The 16,601-nt window shown below is 54.8% G+C and carries 17 protein-coding genes and 1 tRNA gene; 9 read left to right on the top strand and 9 right to left on the bottom strand.

Annotation, left to right across the window (positions count from 1 at the left end; all coding sequences use genetic code 11):
- Window positions 1-34: 34 nt before the first annotated feature.
- The 6 genes from BVL55_RS02880 to BVL55_RS02860 all read left to right on the top strand — a co-directional run bounded on the left by BVL55_RS02880 (window position 35) and on the right by BVL55_RS02860 (window position 6,159).
- Window positions 35-1,921 carry a polysaccharide biosynthesis protein gene (locus BVL55_RS02880; RefSeq protein WP_075995649.1) on the top strand — a complete coding sequence of 629 codons (1,887 nt, stop codon included), beginning with the start codon at window positions 35-37 and terminating at the stop codon, window positions 1,919-1,921.
- A 125-nt stretch (window positions 1,922-2,046) separates the two neighbouring features.
- Window positions 2,047-2,559, top strand: a complete 513-nt coding sequence (locus BVL55_RS17265) for a nucleotide sugar dehydrogenase (protein ID WP_342097865.1) — start codon at window positions 2,047-2,049, stop codon at window positions 2,557-2,559.
- Window positions 2,556-3,332: a nucleotide sugar dehydrogenase gene (locus BVL55_RS17260; protein WP_342097864.1), complete on the top strand. Its 777-nt coding sequence runs from the start codon at window positions 2,556-2,558 to the stop codon at window positions 3,330-3,332. The genes BVL55_RS17265 and BVL55_RS17260 overlap by 4 nt, the downstream gene beginning before the upstream one ends.
- 173 nt (window positions 3,333-3,505) lie before the next feature.
- Entirely contained in the window at window positions 3,506-4,453 is a 948-nt protein-coding gene (locus tag BVL55_RS02870; protein ID WP_075995648.1) for a Gfo/Idh/MocA family protein, read from the top strand.
- 22 nt (window positions 4,454-4,475) lie between these two features.
- On the top strand, window positions 4,476-5,069 hold the full coding sequence (locus BVL55_RS02865; protein ID WP_075995647.1) for an acyltransferase: 594 nt from the start codon (window positions 4,476-4,478) through the stop codon (window positions 5,067-5,069).
- A complete protein-coding gene (locus BVL55_RS02860) occupies window positions 5,059-6,159 on the top strand; it encodes a DegT/DnrJ/EryC1/StrS family aminotransferase (RefSeq protein ID WP_075995646.1) in 1,101 nt (366 codons plus the stop codon). Before BVL55_RS02865 ends, BVL55_RS02860 begins: the two co-directional genes overlap by 11 nt.
- A gap of 73 nt (window positions 6,160-6,232) precedes the next feature.
- On the opposite strand, the gene BVL55_RS02855 is transcribed toward BVL55_RS02860, so the two are convergent.
- From BVL55_RS02855 to BVL55_RS02810, 9 genes are all read right to left on the bottom strand, one after another.
- Complete coding sequence (locus BVL55_RS02855) at window positions 6,233-6,565, bottom strand: hypothetical protein (protein ID WP_156892392.1); 333 nt, start codon at window positions 6,563-6,565, stop codon at window positions 6,233-6,235.
- A gap of 50 nt (window positions 6,566-6,615) precedes the next feature.
- Window positions 6,616-7,527 carry a glycosyltransferase family protein gene (locus tag BVL55_RS02850; RefSeq protein WP_075995644.1) on the bottom strand — a complete coding sequence of 304 codons (912 nt, stop codon included), beginning with the start codon at window positions 7,525-7,527 and terminating at the stop codon, window positions 6,616-6,618.
- Window positions 7,524-8,579, bottom strand: a complete 1,056-nt coding sequence (gene wecB / locus BVL55_RS02845) for a non-hydrolyzing UDP-N-acetylglucosamine 2-epimerase (RefSeq protein WP_075995643.1) — start codon at window positions 8,577-8,579, stop codon at window positions 7,524-7,526. Before wecB ends, BVL55_RS02850 begins: the two co-directional genes overlap by 4 nt.
- A 226-nt stretch (window positions 8,580-8,805) precedes the next feature.
- A complete protein-coding gene (locus tag BVL55_RS02835; RefSeq protein ID WP_075995641.1) occupies window positions 8,806-9,897 on the bottom strand; it encodes an oligosaccharide flippase family protein in 1,092 nt (363 codons plus the stop codon).
- Complete coding sequence (locus BVL55_RS16360; RefSeq protein WP_075995640.1) at window positions 9,894-11,072, bottom strand: glycosyltransferase; 1,179 nt, start codon at window positions 11,070-11,072, stop codon at window positions 9,894-9,896. Before BVL55_RS16360 ends, BVL55_RS02835 begins: the two co-directional genes overlap by 4 nt.
- Before the next feature lie 7 nt (window positions 11,073-11,079).
- Window positions 11,080-11,919: an FkbM family methyltransferase gene (locus BVL55_RS02825; protein WP_075995639.1), complete on the bottom strand. Its 840-nt coding sequence runs from the start codon at window positions 11,917-11,919 to the stop codon at window positions 11,080-11,082.
- Between the two features lie 64 nt (window positions 11,920-11,983).
- Window positions 11,984-12,688: a class I SAM-dependent methyltransferase gene (locus tag BVL55_RS02820; protein ID WP_075995638.1), complete on the bottom strand. Its 705-nt coding sequence runs from the start codon at window positions 12,686-12,688 to the stop codon at window positions 11,984-11,986.
- 122 nt (window positions 12,689-12,810) lie between these two features.
- The gene (locus BVL55_RS02815; protein WP_075995637.1) at window positions 12,811-13,920 is read right to left on the bottom strand and encodes a glycosyltransferase family 4 protein; all 1,110 of its coding nucleotides are present in this window, start codon (window positions 13,918-13,920) and stop codon (window positions 12,811-12,813) included.
- Between the two features lie 101 nt (window positions 13,921-14,021).
- Window positions 14,022-14,111 (bottom strand) — tRNA-Ser (locus BVL55_RS02810).
- A 696-nt stretch (window positions 14,112-14,807) separates the two neighbouring features.
- On the opposite strand from BVL55_RS02810, the gene BVL55_RS02805 reads away from it, so the two are divergent.
- The 3 genes from BVL55_RS02805 to BVL55_RS02795 all read left to right on the top strand — a co-directional run bounded on the left by BVL55_RS02805 (window position 14,808) and on the right by BVL55_RS02795 (window position 16,582).
- Window positions 14,808-15,482: a 50S ribosomal protein L21 gene (locus BVL55_RS02805; protein WP_075995636.1), complete on the top strand. Its 675-nt coding sequence runs from the start codon at window positions 14,808-14,810 to the stop codon at window positions 15,480-15,482.
- Window positions 15,483-15,509: 27 nt separating this feature from the next.
- On the top strand, window positions 15,510-15,776 hold the full coding sequence (rpmA, locus tag BVL55_RS02800; protein WP_075995635.1) for a 50S ribosomal protein L27: 267 nt from the start codon (window positions 15,510-15,512) through the stop codon (window positions 15,774-15,776).
- Between the two features lie 215 nt (window positions 15,777-15,991).
- A complete protein-coding gene (locus BVL55_RS02795; protein ID WP_075995634.1) occupies window positions 15,992-16,582 on the top strand; it encodes a GNAT family N-acetyltransferase in 591 nt (196 codons plus the stop codon).
- Window positions 16,583-16,601: the final 19 nt, after the last annotated feature.

The following is a 16,601-nucleotide window of genomic DNA, read 5'->3' as shown; positions in this document are numbered from 1 at the left end:
CCTGCCCGTTCCGAAAAGCCGTTTGCAGCGTTCCATGTATCAAACCTTGACCAATCTGCCGCGCTGGGCAAAGTCCGGAATTCTGCTGGCCTATGACCTTTTGGCCATCGTGGCGGCCTATTACGCGGCGCTGGTGCTGCGGCTAAACGATATCTGGCACGAGGCATGGATCTCGCGTTCACCGTCCATCATTGCGATTACGCTGATGGTCGGGAGCGTCCTTTTCTTTGCTCTGCGGCTCCACACCATCAAGCTGGCGGGATTTGAAACCAACGCCGCCCTTCGAACAGCGTTATGGGCTGCGATCCTTTCGCTGGGCGGGTTCGTGGTCAATCTGTGGCTGTTTTCTGTCCCGCGCACCGTTCCGCTGATCTTCGGGCCGATCCTGTATCTGCTGGTGCTGGGGGCACGGTATCTGGCGTTGGGCATTCTGGCATGGCTTTCAAGCGGCGTGACGGGCAAGACACCGGTTGCGATTTACGGTGCGGGCTCCGGTGGGCTGCAACTGCTCGCAGCATTGCGAAGCGACACAAGCTACAAGCCGGTATTGTTGATCGACAACAACCGCAAGCTTCAGGGTTTGATGATTTCAGGGCTGAAGGTTTTTGCGCCCGAAGCGCTCGGCGATGCCATAAAGCGCTTTCAGATCGGAACCATCTTTCTGGCAATGCCGTCGATCACCCAGGAGCGGCGGCGGCAGATCATCGAAGACGTCAAAGCCTATGGGTGCAGCGTCATGGAACTACCGTCCTATCTTGAAATTATCCAGTCTGGCGGCATCCTCAAGAGTCTGCGGCCGGTCAGCATTGACACTTTGCTGGGAAGAAGTGGCGTTGATCTGGAAATGCCGGCCATTCGCGAGAGCTACACCGGCGAAAGAATAATGGTGAGTGGAGCCGGCGGCTCCATCGGATCAGAGCTTTGCCGCAAACTGCTGGAGGCGAAACCGGAAGCCCTTGTGCTGTTCGAACAATCCGAACATGCACTTTACCAGATCGAACTTGAACTGCGCACACTCGCCAATGAAGCAGGAACCGAACTCATTGCAAAGCTTGGCTCGGTCACGGACCGCAAGCGCGTGCAGCAGGTTTTGAGCCAGGACAATATGTCGGTTGTTTTTCATGCCGCGGCCTACAAGCATGTGCCGCTTACGGAACGAAACGAACTGGCCTGCATCCGAAACAATGTACTTGGCACGCAGGTGCTGGCGCAGGAAGCTGCCCGTGCCGGCATCAAGCGCTTTACCCTGGTCTCTACCGACAAGGCAGTTCGCCCGACCAGCGTAATGGGAGCAAGCAAGCGGCTGGCGGAACTGGTGGTGCAGGACCAGCAGGCGCGCACGCCAGGCACCTGTTTTGCAAGCGTGCGCTTCGGCAATGTACTGGGATCATCCGGGTCGGTCATTCCGCTGTTCAAGAAACAAATCGAGGATGGCGGGCCGATTACCGTAACCCATGAAAATGTAACGCGCTATTTCATGACCATTCCCGAGGCCGCACAACTGGTGCTGCTTGCAGGCAGTTTTGCCGAAGGGGCAGATGTCTTCCTGCTGGACATGGGAGAACCGGTAAAGATCATTGAACTGGCGCGGCAGATGATCGAACTTTCCGGACTGTCGGTAAAGGACGGCGAAAACCCCGATGGCGACATCGAGATTTGCATAACCGGCTTGCGGGAGGGCGAAAAACTATACGAGGAACTGCTGATTGACGCCGAAACGCTCCCCACGCCACACCCCAAGATTTTGCGCGCGCGCGAGACCCGGTTCGGCAAGCGTCAGTTCTCGGCAATCATGAAGAAACTGGAAGCAGCGCTGGAGGATGAAGATGCCCTGGCCGCACGAAAGATACTTTCCGACCATGCCGGACTTGTTGAGGAAGGACACTTCGGCCCAGCATCCCGGTCGGCAACGCCTGCATGAGGCATACGACGCTGCCACTTTTTTCTTTCTGCAAGGGGTGCTAAGGCACCAGCGCCAGCCAGGCAGAGCTGAACCCTGAAGCGAGATTCAGGCAACCGATCTCAACGAACAAAGCGACCAATCCGATGACAACATCAGGCATCAAGTCGGGCCCTATTGCCATCATTGGGCTGGGATATGTCGGGCTACCACTGGCGGTCGCTTTTGGATCGTGCCGTGACGTCGTCGGCTTCGACATCAACAATGAACGGGTAGATGCACTTAAGGCCGGGCAGGACAGTACGCTCGAAGTTGAACCTGAAGAATTAGCTGCCGCCGAGCAATTATCCTTTACATCCGACCCTGACGATCTGGCAAAGTGCAGCACCTACATTATCACTGTTCCCACGCCGATTGATCATGCGAAAAGGCCCGACCTGAAACCGCTGGAACGTGCCTCCAGACTGGTGGGTGAGCATCTGGCGAATGGCGATGTCGTGGTCTATGAGTCCACGGTCTTTCCCGGCTGTGTAAACAATTACTGCGTGCCAATTCTGGAGCAGGTTTCCGGCCTCAAACACAATCAACAGTTTTTCACCGGGTACAGCCCGAGCGCATCAACCCCGGTGACAAACAGCACCGCCTGCCTTCGATTTTGAAGGTTACGAGCGGATCGACTCCCGAGGTAGCAGAAGCGATCGATGCGATGTATTCGGCGATCATCACGGCGGGAACATTCAAAGCGGCCAGCATCGAGGTGGCCGAGGCCGCCAAGGTGATTGAAAACACGCAACGCGACTTGAACATTGCCTTGATGAACGAACTGGCAATCATTTTCGAGAGGCTGAATATCGACACCCAGGAAGTGCTCGCGGCAGCTTCTACCAAGTGGAATTTCCTGCCCTTCAAGCCGGGTCTGGTTGGCGGACATTGCATCGGCGTGGACCCCTACTACCTTACCCACCGCGCGCAGGAAGTCGGCTATCATCCGGAAGTCATTCTTGCCGGCCGGCGAATTAACGATTCCATGAGTGCCCACGTGGCGGAGCGGATTGTCAAATTGATGCTGGCGCGCAATTCGCAGGTTGCGGGGGCGCGGATCCTGATCATGGGGCTTGCTTTCAAGGAAGACTGTCCGGATCTGCGCAACACAAAGGTTGTCGATCTTGTGCAGGAACTGCAGGCCTACAGCGCCCAGACCGAGATCTGGGATCCGTGGGTTGATGCCGATGAAGCCAAAAAAGAGTATGAAATTGAGATACTGCCCCAGCAACCGGACAGCGGCACATATGATGCGGTAGTAATTGCCGTGGCCCATCGGCAGTTTGCAGAACTGGGTGCTTCTGTTATTCGCCGGTTTGGTAAAGAAGGGGCTGTTCTTTTTGATATCAAGGGGATGCTGGAGCGCAGCCAAAGCGACGGGCGATTGTGACGGAGTTGCCCGAGACAGGGCACACAGAATGCCTCCCGGCTGCATGTCTCCGGAAAACTGCACGGCGCAGCAATTTTTTGGTCATCCTTTTTGCGATGATCCACTTGATTTATGAACCAGCAGTTCAAAACCCGTCTGAGAACAGCTGAGATGATTTGGTAACGAGGTGGAAAATGAAGAACTTTGCCCTGATCGGTGCTGCGGGATTTGTGGCGCCCCGGCACATGAAAGCCATCAAGGACACGGGTAATAATCTGATTGCTGCCTTGGACTCCAACGATTCTGTCGGCATTCTGGATAGCTATTTCCCTGAAACAGACTTTTTCAGGGAATTCGAGCGTTTCGACCGGCACGTCGACAAATTGCGCCGTGCCGGCAGCCGGCAGAAAATCGATTTTGTATCGATCTGTTCACCGAATTACCTGCACGATTCCCATATTCGATTTGCTCTGCGTTCTGATGCCGATGCGATTTGCGAAAAACCGCTGGTGCTCAATCCGTGGAACATCGATGGTTTGTCGGAGGTCGAAGCCTCCACCGGCAGAAAGATCAGCACAATTCTGCAATTGCGGCTGCATCCGGCCATCATTGATCTTCGGGACAAGATCACAAAAGAGCCAGGCGATACAAAGCATGAAGTCGATCTTTGTTATGTCACTTCGCGGGGCAACTGGTATCTTCGCAGCTGGAAGGGCGACCTGAAAAAATCGGGCGGTATTGCCACCAATATCGGCGTTCACTTCTTTGACATGCTGCACTTCATTTTCGGCGAATTGCAGGACAATGTTGTCCATCTGCACGAAGATACAAAGGCAGCCGGCTATCTGGAATTCGAACATGCCAGGGTTCGCTGGTTCATGTCGATCGACGTAGAGGATGTGCCGGCGAGATTGCGCGAAGATGGAATGAGGACCTTTCGTTCCATTACCGTTGACGGCGAGGAAATCGAGTTTTCCGGCGGTTTTACCGAACTCCACACACGCAGCTATGAAGCCATCCTCAGAGGAGAAAGCTTCGGCCTCGAAGACAACAGAACCGCCATCGAGGCGGTGGCAAATATCCGAAATGCAAAGACAGCCACATCGGGAGAGATGCACCCGCTGGCGGCCAAGGCCAGCTGACGGGTGCCACGGAGACCCCGACATGAACTACTTTAGCCATGAAAGTGCAATCGTTGACGAGGGAGCCAGCATCGGTGACGGCAGCCGGATATGGCATTTCACCCATGTTTGCAGCGGCGCCAGAATTGGCAGCAACGTATCGCTGGGTCAGAACGTGTTCGTTGCGAACCGTGTTGTCATTGGCGACAGCTGCAAGATACAAAACAATGTGTCCATCTACGATAACGTCACCTTGGAAGAGGGCGTGTTTTGCGGCCCGAGCATGGTGTTCACCAATGTGAATAACCCCCGTGCCCTTGTTGAGCGCAAAAACGAATACCGCCCAACCCTGGTGCGCGCAGGCGCCACGCTTGGCGCAAACTGCACCATCGTTTGCGGTACCACGATCGGCGCCTATGCCTTTGTGGCTGCAGGAGCTGTGGTAACCGGTGATGTGCCCGATTATGCTCTGGTGGCCGGCGTGCCGGCGAAGTCCATCGGCTGGATGAGCCGGCATGGAGAAAAACTCGAACTCCCGGCTGAAGGCAATGGCGAAGCGGCTTGCCCCGCGACCGGAGAACGCTATTTTCTCCAATCCGGCACCCTAGCGAGAGTGGATGAGTCGAATGAAAATTGAGTTCATCGACCTGAAACAACAGCAGACCCGGATCCGGAACAGTCTTCAGCAAAGAATGGACCGTGTGCTGGATCACGGGCGCTATATTCTCGGGCCCGAAGTGGAGGAACTTGAGGAGAAGCTTGCCGCTTTTGTTGGTGTTCGCCATTGCATAAGCTGTGCGAACGGAACCGACGCGCTCCAGATCGCCCAGATGGCGCTTGGCGTTACCCGCGGTAAGGAAGTCATAACACCGGGATTTACCTATATTGCCACAGCAGAGTCGGCGGCCGTGCTGGGCGCCGATCCGGTCTATGTCGACATACTCCCTGAGACCTGCAACATGGACCACCGCATGCTGGAGGATGCGATCACCAGCAAGACGCGCGCCGTCATTCCGGTTTCCCTGTTTGGCCAATGCGCCGACATGGACGAGGTGAATGCGATTGCCGGCCAAAAGGGCGTCGCCGTTATAGAGGATGCTGCCCAGAGTTTTGGTGCGACCTACAAGGGATGCCAATCCTGCAGCTTGTCGAAAGTTGCCTGTACCAGCTTCTTCCCGAGCAAGCCGCTTGGCTGCTACGGCGATGGCGGCGCCATTTTCACCGATGACGACGAACTGGCCGTCGTCATGCGCCAGATATCACGGCATGGCCAGGATCGCCGTTATCACCATATCCGCGTGGGCCTCAACAGCAGGCTGGACACGCTGCAGGCCGCCGTACTTCTGGCAAAGCTGGAAATTTTCGAGGACGAACTCGCCCTGCGACAGGAAGTTGCCCAGCGCTATAACAACCTGCTTGGCGGCATGAATTCCGTACAGCTTCCCTTTGTTGAAGCGCATAATACCAGCGCATGGGCGCAGTATACGATACGGTTTGATCCCGCCATCAGGGACAGCGTTGCCCACTATTTGAAGGAAGCGGGCATACCGACGGCGATCCATTATCCGATACCACTCAACCGGCAGCCTGCTGTCGGCAATGATGTGTCAGGGCTTGAGGAAGGAGAGGCAGCCTCGAAGGCTGTCCTGAGCCTTCCCATGCATCCCTACCTTGACGCCAGGACCCAGAAGTTCATCTCGGACAAGATTTGTGAGGCAGTGGGGTGAAGGGAAGCTTGGACCGGCATGTTTCCCTTTCGAATTTCCATACAATCGATGCACTCTTCCCTGGCTTCAGAACTCAGCGGTGCTGCCGCAGCCGCTGCCTTAATTCCGTGTAGAGCTCATCGGCCTGTCTGTGCCTTGAGTAGTGCATGATTTTGGACAGGTCTGGACGATAGGCGGTAGCCTGCGAGACACCATCCAGGCATTGAACAAGAAATTGCTTGAGGGCTACGGTATTGTCGTAACTGAATGAAATACCAGTTCCCGTTTCAGACAGAAGCTTGGGGATTTCGTAGTCAGCAAGACTGCCAAGGCTGAGAACGGGCGTACCGGAAGCGATGTATTCAAACACCTTGCCCGTCAAAACGCCACGCGCTCTGGGATCAGGGCTTTCAAGCAGCAGCAGCAAATCTGCCTGCTGTTGCGCTTTCAGGGCTTCTGCCCTTGGAACATGGCCCATCAGCCGGATAAAGGGGCGTATTGCGGGTTTTTCGCCAAACGGCGGGCCGGATCAATCCGGGCGCCATAGAAATCGACCGAGATCTCTCCTTCAGCTATCTTGCCCTCATTGAGGAGCGCTGCAAGTGCTGCAAGCAAAGGCTCTGGATCGCGTAGCCCCTCGTAAAGTGTCCCCGTATGCACAAGCCGTAATGGAGCCGAAAATCGGCTTGCTTTCATTTTCAGCCGCTTCCGCAGCATATCCTCTTCGATGTCGAACCCATTGCGTACCAGAAGGACCGGCTTGCCTGTCAGCTTACCCAGCTGTTCAACCATGTCGTGTGAAACAGCGGTCAGCAGGTCTGCTTTTTTACCGACCGTGGAGACCTCACGCTCACGTTCGCGCGCTCGATGCGAGGGCGTTAGTTCGACGGTGTGACGCTGGCTCCAGAGATCGCGATAGTCGGCAACCCAGAACAATGCCGGATTGTGTTGTTTCATTTCAAAAGCAATGAGATGGGAGGCAGCCGGGCCATAGGTGCTGACAACGATGTCCGACTTTTCAGATAATTGCAGCGCGCGTTGCCGTGCTGCGGCCTGCCATTTCTCCCGTATGTCGGCATTCACCCCGAACCGGCTGCGAAACCATCCAATTAATGTCTTCGCGAATTGGCGGGTTGGGCCGTCCCTGAGCATGCCGCCGCCAAGTTTCGCGACAGTACTGCCATAGGCGACTTCCTCAATCCCGACACCCGGCAGCGGCGGAAGATCGAGGTCAAGCGGGGCGTCGTAGGGGTGCTTTTGCGCCGTCAGCACGGTGACGCTCGCGCCCAGTTCCGACCAGCGTTTGGCCCAGGCATAGGGCCGGTGGGTGCCGATGGCGTTCCTTGGCGGCCAGTTATAGGTGACAATGACGATTTTCAGCGGCTTCATGCCAGCGCTTCTACGATTTTCACTGCGGCATCACCGGCACCATAAAGTTCGCTTCTGACAGAAGGCGCCTTCGCGTTTGCAATTGCGGACGATATCGCCTTGCTGTCCGCCCCGACAATGGCGTTCCAGCCATTTTCGACAAGTTCGACCCATTCGGTTTCATCGCGAAGTGTCACGCATGGCTTGGCGAAGAAATAGGCCTCTTTCTGTACACCGCCGGAATCGGTCGCCACGCAATGACAATTTGCCTCAAGCCAGACCATTTCCAGATATCCCGCAGGCTCGACAAAGTGGAGGTTTTGCTGGCGGTCAATCCTCATGCGATCAAGCCGCTCGCGCGTGCGCGGGTGGAGCGGAAGCACTACCGGCCTGCCGGCTTCAGCCAATCCGTTCATTATCCCCTGCAAGCGTTGCAGATCATCGGTATTCTCCGCCCGGTGAACAGTCGCCAGCACAAACTCTCCCGGCGCGACCCCCAATTTCTCAAACCAGCGGGGCATGCGAGCCCGGTCCCTGTAGTACAATGAGGCGTCGTACATTACGTCGCCGACCAGGTGCAAACGCTCTTGCGGCAGGCCTTCATTGCGCAGATTTTGCATTGCAGTTTCAGTCGGCGCAAACAGCCTGTCGGCTGCATGGTCCGTCAGGACGCGGTTGATCTCTTCGGGCATGCGGCGGTTGAAGCTGCGCAATCCCGCCTCCACATGAGCAACGGGAATATGCAGCTTTACAGCGGCCAGAGCACCGGCGAGCGTGGAATTGGTGTCACCATAGACCAGAACCCAATCGGGCTTTTCAGCAAGCAGAACTGCTTCGATCGCCTCGAGTTGCCGGCCTGTCATGACACCATGGGAACCGCCGCCAATTCCCAGATTGTGTTTGGGCCGCGGGATATCCAGTTCATCGAAGAAAACACCGCTCATATTGGCATCGTAATGCTGGCCGGTGTGAACAATGCCCTCGCTGACCCCTTCAAGAGCAGCGAACCGGCGGGACACCGCAGCAGCCTTGATGAACTGCGGCCGCGCGCCGATGATGGTGGTGAGTTTCATGTTTTTCCCCTCGAAAAGATACGAAGAAACAAAACAATATCTTTCCGCGTCGGCAGCATGAATTCCCACCAACGGGTATCGTTCAGAAACTCTTGCAACGCCAGGTGAGCCATTAGGGATAGGGAATAAGCCAGTGTCGTCGCCGCAGAGGCGCCGACGACGCCGTATAGTGGGATCAATATGAGATTACCAATTGTATTAACAACAAGAACCAAGCCGGCCAATATCAAGTTGGTCCCGACCCGCCCCGTGAGGCCATATCATTACCGAGAACCCGTGCACAGGCGAACAGCACTATACCCGGAAGAAGAACTGCCAGCGCTATCGCCGCCCAAGCAAAATCCAGTCCAAACAAAAGGTTTATCAGCGGTTGCGCGATGGTGGCCAGCAGTCCAGCCGCTACGAGCGTGCTCCAGAGCACTGCCCGGGCCATGAACGGGGTAAAGGCCCGCCGCGCCTCCTCGTCCTCTACCATAGCCGAAAGACGGGGAAGAATTACGGTCGATACTGCTTGGGAAATAATCCACAATTGCTCAGCAAAGCGAACAGCAACCGTGTAGATACCCGCCGCCGCTGGGCCCGCCAGCAGATTCACCAGAAAAAGGTCTAAACGGTGGTTCAGGAAACTCAGTAGATTGCCCAGATGCGCTTTCATTCCATAGGTTAGGGCGGGGCGCAAATACCCCAGCTTTGCGAAACTGCCTCTAGCAAGGGGAACATGCTGATGAAGCAGTGCCAACACCACAGTTAGAGCCACCACATGCGACAGCATGACGATCAAAAGCACCACAACAAGATCCACGCCGCCGAGGAGCCACAATAGACTAATCCCGGCGAGTGATAACATTGGCTGTACCAGAACCGCGATGTTGAAGGCCCGAAATTCCTCTAGAGCCTGAAACAGCCCTGCCGCCATTCCCGCCATCAGGCTGGGCGGGTAGATCAGCAACGCCGTGACCAATACAGCCTGCGGGACACCCGGAAAAGCCAGCGCACCGAGTGTAGTCACGACGATCAGCCCCAGCGCCAGCCCCGCTATGCTCATCAGCAGCATCAAGTTTCGTGAAGTCGCCCAGACCTGCTCTAGCGGAAACTGACGCGAAGCTACGAAATAGACATTTGCACTGTTCAGCCCCAAATTTAGAAGTTGTGTCATTAGCGTGGGCAACAAAAGCGCCACGGCATAGGTACCTGCCCCTTCCGGTCCCAGCACCCGTGCCACGATCAACACCTGACCCAGTTGCATTAACCCAGCAAGGAACTGCCGGCTAAATGTCAATGCGATGTCGGTGGCAGTCCGCCGCAGAGGTACTGTCATCGAATGGCCTTGAGACGGGTCACCGCGTCGGTGTAGATTTCGAGCCATTGTGTCGCAATCTTTTTGGGCCCGAATCGCTTCCGGCATCTTTCGCGGCGTGCACGCCGTTCGGAAGGGGGCGACGGTGTAGCAAACTTTGCCAAGGCGTCTGCAAGCTCCGCAACATCGTCAACGGCAACCAATACCCCATCACCGGTTTTTATGATGTCCTCTGGTCCACCACAACGGGTGGCGATAACCGGAACTCCCATCGCCAGCGCCTCCACGACTACGACGCCAAAAGTTTCGACCTTGCTGGGAAGCACGAATACATCTGCTTTTGACAATTCTGTGATTACATTTTCGCGCGATAGTTTCCCAAGGAACGTAACCTGTTCAGCGATACCCAGCCTAGCTGCCAGTTGCTCAAGAGCGGGACGCTCAGGCCCATCTCCGCCAATTGCAAGAGTGACGTAATTTGCGCCCACAAAAGCTCTGGAAAAGCTTTCAAGCAAGACAGACACATTTTTCTTGGCGGTCAGCAAGCTGATATGAAGATACCGTAAGCGGTTGCTAGACGGTGTAGACAGTTTGTGCGCTAGAAAGCCAGTTTGAACAAGATTTGGCATGACGTCGAGAAGACCTGCCGGTAACTCCAGTTTCTCTTCAAGTAAAGTCGCGAATGGCCTTGAAACAGCAAATGGGTGGGTTGCTTGCAGTGCGACCTGCTTTGCTATCGCCAAACCCGCCGGGTGAATGACATTTCGTGCAAATGCTGTACTGTGCTCTGAATAGACTAATGGAAGGTCATAGGTTCGTGAAATTTTGACCGCGGCAGCGCCAATGGGCAAAGCCGCATGAACATGAAGCACATCAGGTTTGCCCCGATCAGCGATATATTGTGAGAACATTTCCTCGGTCAACTTCCCAATCCGGCGAACCGTGGGGCCCCATAACCGAGGGGAGATGTGCATAATTGAGGCCCGATATGTGTGAACGCCTTTGTCGACCTGCTTATCCAGGCGGTGATCACCAATTACCGCGCTCCATGGACGCCGTAACGACCGCAAAGAAGGCGCAATGACGCCAACGCTTGCACCAGCATCCGCAAGAGCGATTGCTTGCTCGCGAAAAAAGCACCCGGACGAATCATTCGGGTGTTCGGGATACCACGAAGGGAGGAAAAGGACATGCACTGGAAATCTATTGTTTTTGTCTGCTTCGTCGCAGAAACTTTTTTATCTTGTTTACGATATCTCGGCGCACCTCAACTGTTATCCCGGGAATAATCTGTCTTCTTGCAGGTGCGCCTTCAGCTCGCCGCGTTCGATCAATAAACTCCGCCAATCCAGCTTCGAGTGTTGCGAGTCGTGCTCTGGGCGAATTCAAGCTTTTCACGTTTGAGAAGTATACATCTCTATCCAATTTAAAGAGTCTAAACCAACCAATATCTCTAAGTAATTCTCTTGCTAAATCCTCTTGATTTTTATTTAGTAATTCTAATTGTATATACCCCCTATTATTCTTCAATAGTTCTTTGGCTCCTTTCAGAACTTGAATCTCGTGCCCCTCCACATCCACCTTTACAACGATTTCACGATTTGAAAAATTCAAAACATCGTCTAGCTTGCACTTTCGGTATGACTCCACGCTACGATAGGGCAGATCGGAGAATAGATGGGTTTCTTGAACCCCGCTGTCTCCTGCAAAATCCGACCGCACTATGAAGTTTGCTCTCCCAGATTCATCTGATAGAACGAACTCATACATCTCCGTTTTGTCTTTTATTCCATTGAGATCAATGTTTCTCCGCATTTCTTTTGCAAGTGAAGGCACCGGCTCAAATGCATGAACTTTACTAACGGATTCTTCAGCAGCTAGAACAATGGAATACACCCCTATATTTGCTCCTATATCAATAAATACGCAATTTGAGCATTTGCGAGAAATACAGCGAAGAATATCCACTTGAAGCGGCTCATACTTTTGCGTCAAGTTATTGCGTTTTTCCGAGATGCTGGTCCAACGAAAATTATCAAACATCTAACTACCAGTATCGTCATGACTCTTGGCAGCATACCGCGTAAGAAGAGATAGAATGCGCAAGTCATTCGCCTTTTTTGTAAATGAAGAAGTCAGACTGGGAAGTGTTTTCAGGGTCCGAAAGGCTGTAGGGGTATTTGTTCGGAACCCGGTCAGTCAGCTTCCACTTTGGAGCATTGCTCTCAATCCATTTTGTGAATTTTCTCCCCTTCTCATGCTTCGACCTGTAATTCTTTTCAAAGTCATAAGCATAAATGATTATAAAACGCCGTGAGCTGTTAAAAAGTTTTTCCATATAAGATTCGAAAACATCCTCTTCAATTAGATGATAAATGACGTCGAGTGAAAGCGCGAGATCAACGGGTTTCAGGGCGTTAAAGGCCTCTGATTGCACTGTGTGAAACGAAAATTCAGGGCGCTTTGAAAACAATTCTTTACACAGGCGAATAGCGGCTGGCGATACGTCAAACCCAATATAGTTTGGATATTTGGCAAGTGTCAGTTGCGCTCCATCACCGCAACCGAATTCAACTATTGACTTGATGTCGTTTTTCTCTACGAAATCATTCAGGAAATCAGCCTTAAACTGGGCTAGCCTGCCATAGCTTCCGCTTCCAGAGGTTCTACCGGCGCGGTAGCGGTCCTCCCAATATTGGTCTGACGACTTGAATTCAATTATTTTTTTTCCAGTAATTTTTTGATGAACCCAACGAAGTATGGGGCCGACCAATGGCAATGCAGCAGTCGTTTTCTTAATTTGCGCCAGCATTGAAATTTCTTCCCAAAATTATTCGGATATTGACCGTAAGAATTCCCGCAATATTGCAGCTATCAATGCGCATATGTACCGATTTCTCGGTAGGAACTCCCGCTTCGCACAAATGCTAGCACTCAAAGTTCCAGATACCCAAGGAGGGCGCGATTGACGGCATTGACGTCATATTTTCGCTCCGCGATCAACCTGCTTTTTTCACCCATTGTCTTTCTCAAATCTGGTTTTCGCGCCAGTTCAAGCATTTTTTCTGTTAACACACCAACGCTTTTTACCGGCACCAAAAACCCGTTTTCCCCCTCAACGACCGTCTCCCGGCAGCCCGGTGCATCGGTGGTGATGATCGGCCTTCCCATCGACATGGCTTCCAGAACCGAGCGTGGCGTTCCCTCCCGGTAGGACGGCAATACGTAAACGCTGGCTGCGGCGATTGCCGGGCGCACATCCTCCAATGGGCCGAGATATTCCATGCCGCGTGATATCCAGCGCTCAAGCTCGTGCTGGCCGATGCCGTCCTTTCCTTCTTCATGGAAGCCGGCCAGCAGGCATCGCGCATCGGGAACTTGTTTCAGCACCGCTGTCGCCGCCTCGGCATATTCGCGCACGCCCTTGCTGACAAGAAGACGGGCGATCAGGAGGAAGACGGGTTTTTCCGGCAAGGGTGCCACTGCATAGTGAGCGGTATCCACCCCCGATCCGTTGACGAGGCGGGCTTTGGAGGCATCATTGAGACACCCTGCCGCGATGAAATCTGCAATGTCATCGGGGTTCTGAAAGATGACAACACGATTGTACGCCGTTGAGCGGCGGTAAAGAAAGGCAATTGCCTTTCTCAGCATCGTGCCGGCGAGGCCGGTGCTTTCGCCGGTGAAAACGGAGCCGAGGCCGGTGACCATGGCCGCGGAGGGAACACCGCAGCGGCCGGCCGCAAGCCCGCCCCAGATGTTGGGCTTTATGGTGTAGGTGAGAACAAAGCCGGGCTTTTCGGTCTTGATGATGCCGAGAAGCTTGCGGTAGTAGGCAAAATCGCCAGCGGGACTGAGACCGCGCCGCGACAGCGGCGTCTCGATCATTTCTGCGCCCAGTTCGCGCAACTCGCCACGCAGCAGGTCTCCAGGCGATGGCACACCGACAACGACCTCATGTCCGCCGGCACGCAGGTCACTAATCAGCGGTCCGCGGAACTTGATGACGGAATCGGCGAAGGAGCCGAGCAACAGTATCTTCAAATCGGTGCTTTCGGATTTAATGCCAAGCCTTGTCCAAGGTATCGGATCTGCCTTGCGTTTCCGGCAGGATTTCCCGGCTGTACTTTATTTGCGGCTGCTACTGGCGGAGAGACAGGGATTCGAACCCTGGGTACGCTCGCGCGCACAACGGTTTTCGAGACCGCCCCGTTCGACCACTCCGGCACCTCTCCGCAGATGTTCGGTTTGACTTCGATCGAACGGCGCATCCCATATCGAGAGTGGTCGAACTTATCAAGTGAAAGTAGCGCTGCCTCGCAGCGCGGGCGACCACTCCGGCACCTCTCCGCAGATGTTCGGTTTGACTTCGATCGAACGGCGCATCCCATATCGAGAGTGGTCGAACTTATCAAGTGAAAGTAGCGCTGCCTCGCAGCGCGGGCGACCACTCCGGCACCTCTCCGCAGATGTTCGGTTTGACTTCGATCGAACGGCGCATCCCATATCGACAGTGGTCGAACTTATCAAGTGAAAGTAGCGCTGCCTCGCAGCGCGGGCGACCACTCCGGCACCTCTCCGCAGATGTTCGGTTTGACTTCGATCGAACGGCGCATCCCATATCGACAGTGGTCGAACTTATCAAGTGAAAGTCGTGCTGCTTTGCGGAACGGCGCGGCCGGACAGGCATGCAAAACCGCAAATGCGGAACCTTGGCCGGCAACACCGCTTCCGGTTGACTTTCACTGCCATTTTGACCTATATCCCGCCCAACTGCGGCGCGGAACCATTCTGCGCCCTGTTTTTTCGGGCCAATGCTTGAGCCAGCCCGCAACCAGACCGGAAATCAGACTGACAAAAAGACAGGCTGGCCGCCTGCTCTACGCGCAGCATGGCCAAGACCCTGTGACAGAACATCGGAAGGAAAAAACATGTTCGCAGTCATCAAAACCGGCGGCAAACAGTATCGTGTTGCCGCCGAGGATGTCTTGAAGATCGAAAAGGTCACCGGAGATGCCGGCGACATGGTGGAATTCAACGAAGTGCTCGCTGTTGGCGACGACATCGGAGCGCCGCTTGTTTCAGGCGCGCTGGTAACCGCCGAAATCCTCGAACAGGGCCGCGCCAAAAAGGTGATCTCCTTTAAAAAGCGCCGGCGCCAGAATTCGCAACGCACAAAGGGCCACCGCCAGCACCTGACCACCGTCAAGATCGCCGAAATTCTGACGGGCGGCGCCAAGCCGTCGAAGAAGGCGGCAGCAAAACCGGCGGCGAAGGCCGAAAAGCCTGCCGGGGACGAGAAAGCTGCTGCAAAAGCCGATGCTGCAAAAAAGGACGCTCCCAAGAAGGAGGCTCCGAAAAAAGAAGCAAAGGCGGAAACCAAGGCCGCAACGCTCTTCACCGCACCTGATGGCGATGGTGACGATCTGACCAAGATCAAGGGCATTGGCCCGGTTGCCGCCACCCAACTCAACGAACAGGGAATTACGACCTTTGCCCAGATCGCCAAGCTGAGCGACAAGGACATTGAGCGTATCGACGAAGCCATGCCTTTCAGCGCCGACCAGATTTCCGACTGGCGCCATCAGGCCAAGGCAATGAAGTAAGCGGCGAAGCAGGAAGGAACATTTCTCATGGCACATAAAAAAGCTGGCGGTTCTTCGCGCAACGGCCGCGATTCAGAATCCAAACGCCTCGGCGTCAAGAAATTCGGCAACGAGAACGTCGTTGCCGGCAACATTCTCGTGCGTCAGCGCGGCACCAAATATCATCCCGGCGCCAATGTCGGCATGGGCAAGGACCACACGCTTTTCGCTCTCACCGAGGGCAAGGTGGCATTTTCGGTCAAAGCCAATGGCCGAAGCTTTGTAAGCGTGGAAGCGCCTGCAAGCGGCAAATAACCGGCCCGCCACGCCGGAACCTTCCGGCCTCTGAATGATAAATTGAAGGGGCCGGTTTTCCGGCTCCTTTTCGTTTGCGGGAAAACTTTTCAAAAGGGCCGGCAGCCTCGTCAATCGATCGTCACGGTTTGTGCTATATTGCGATTCGAAGCGAGACTGTCCCACCGGCCCCGTAATCTGAGTGCAGGCGCCTGCGATGCGCCGAAGGTCATGTGATGACTGCTTTGAAGCAAGACTATACCGAATCGGCGTTGTTTCTGGACACGCCCCTGTTGACCACCGACCGTCTGGTCCTTCGGCCGCCCCACGAAGAGGATGCCGAGGAACTTGCCGTGCTGGCCAACAACATCAAGATTGCGCGCATGCTCGCCCATATGCCGCACCCCTATACCCGGGAGGATGCCGGCACGTTCATTGAGCGCGCCAAGCGCAATGAAGGCCGGGCCTGCATCTATTCGATTACCGAAGCAGACAGCGGACGGCTGGTTGGCGTAGGCAGTCTGCACGATGTGGAAGGCGAACCCGAACCGCATCTTGGTTACTGGATCGGTGAACCCTATTGGGGCAAGGGGTATGCAACCGAAGCTGCCCGTGCGCTGGTCGATCTTTATTTCAAGGTGACTTCACGGCCGATTTTGCTGGTTTCTGCACGGGTGAACAACGAGGCTTCCAAAAAGATCATCCGCAAATGCGGCGGCCATCACACCGGTTCAAGCGAGGTGGTTCATCCCCTGCTGGGTGAAAAACAAAGACTCGACCATTTCGAGATCACCCGCGAAAGCTGGATGGGCGAGATCGCCGCCTGATCCAAGCCGCCAAGTCCGG

Origin of the sequence: Salaquimonas pukyongi (assembly GCF_001953055.1) — a bacterium.
Classification (GTDB): Bacteria; Pseudomonadota; Alphaproteobacteria; order Rhizobiales; family Rhizobiaceae; genus Salaquimonas; species Salaquimonas pukyongi.
Note: the sequence above shows the minus strand (reverse complement) of the source record. Positions and strands in the feature narration are given on the sequence as shown.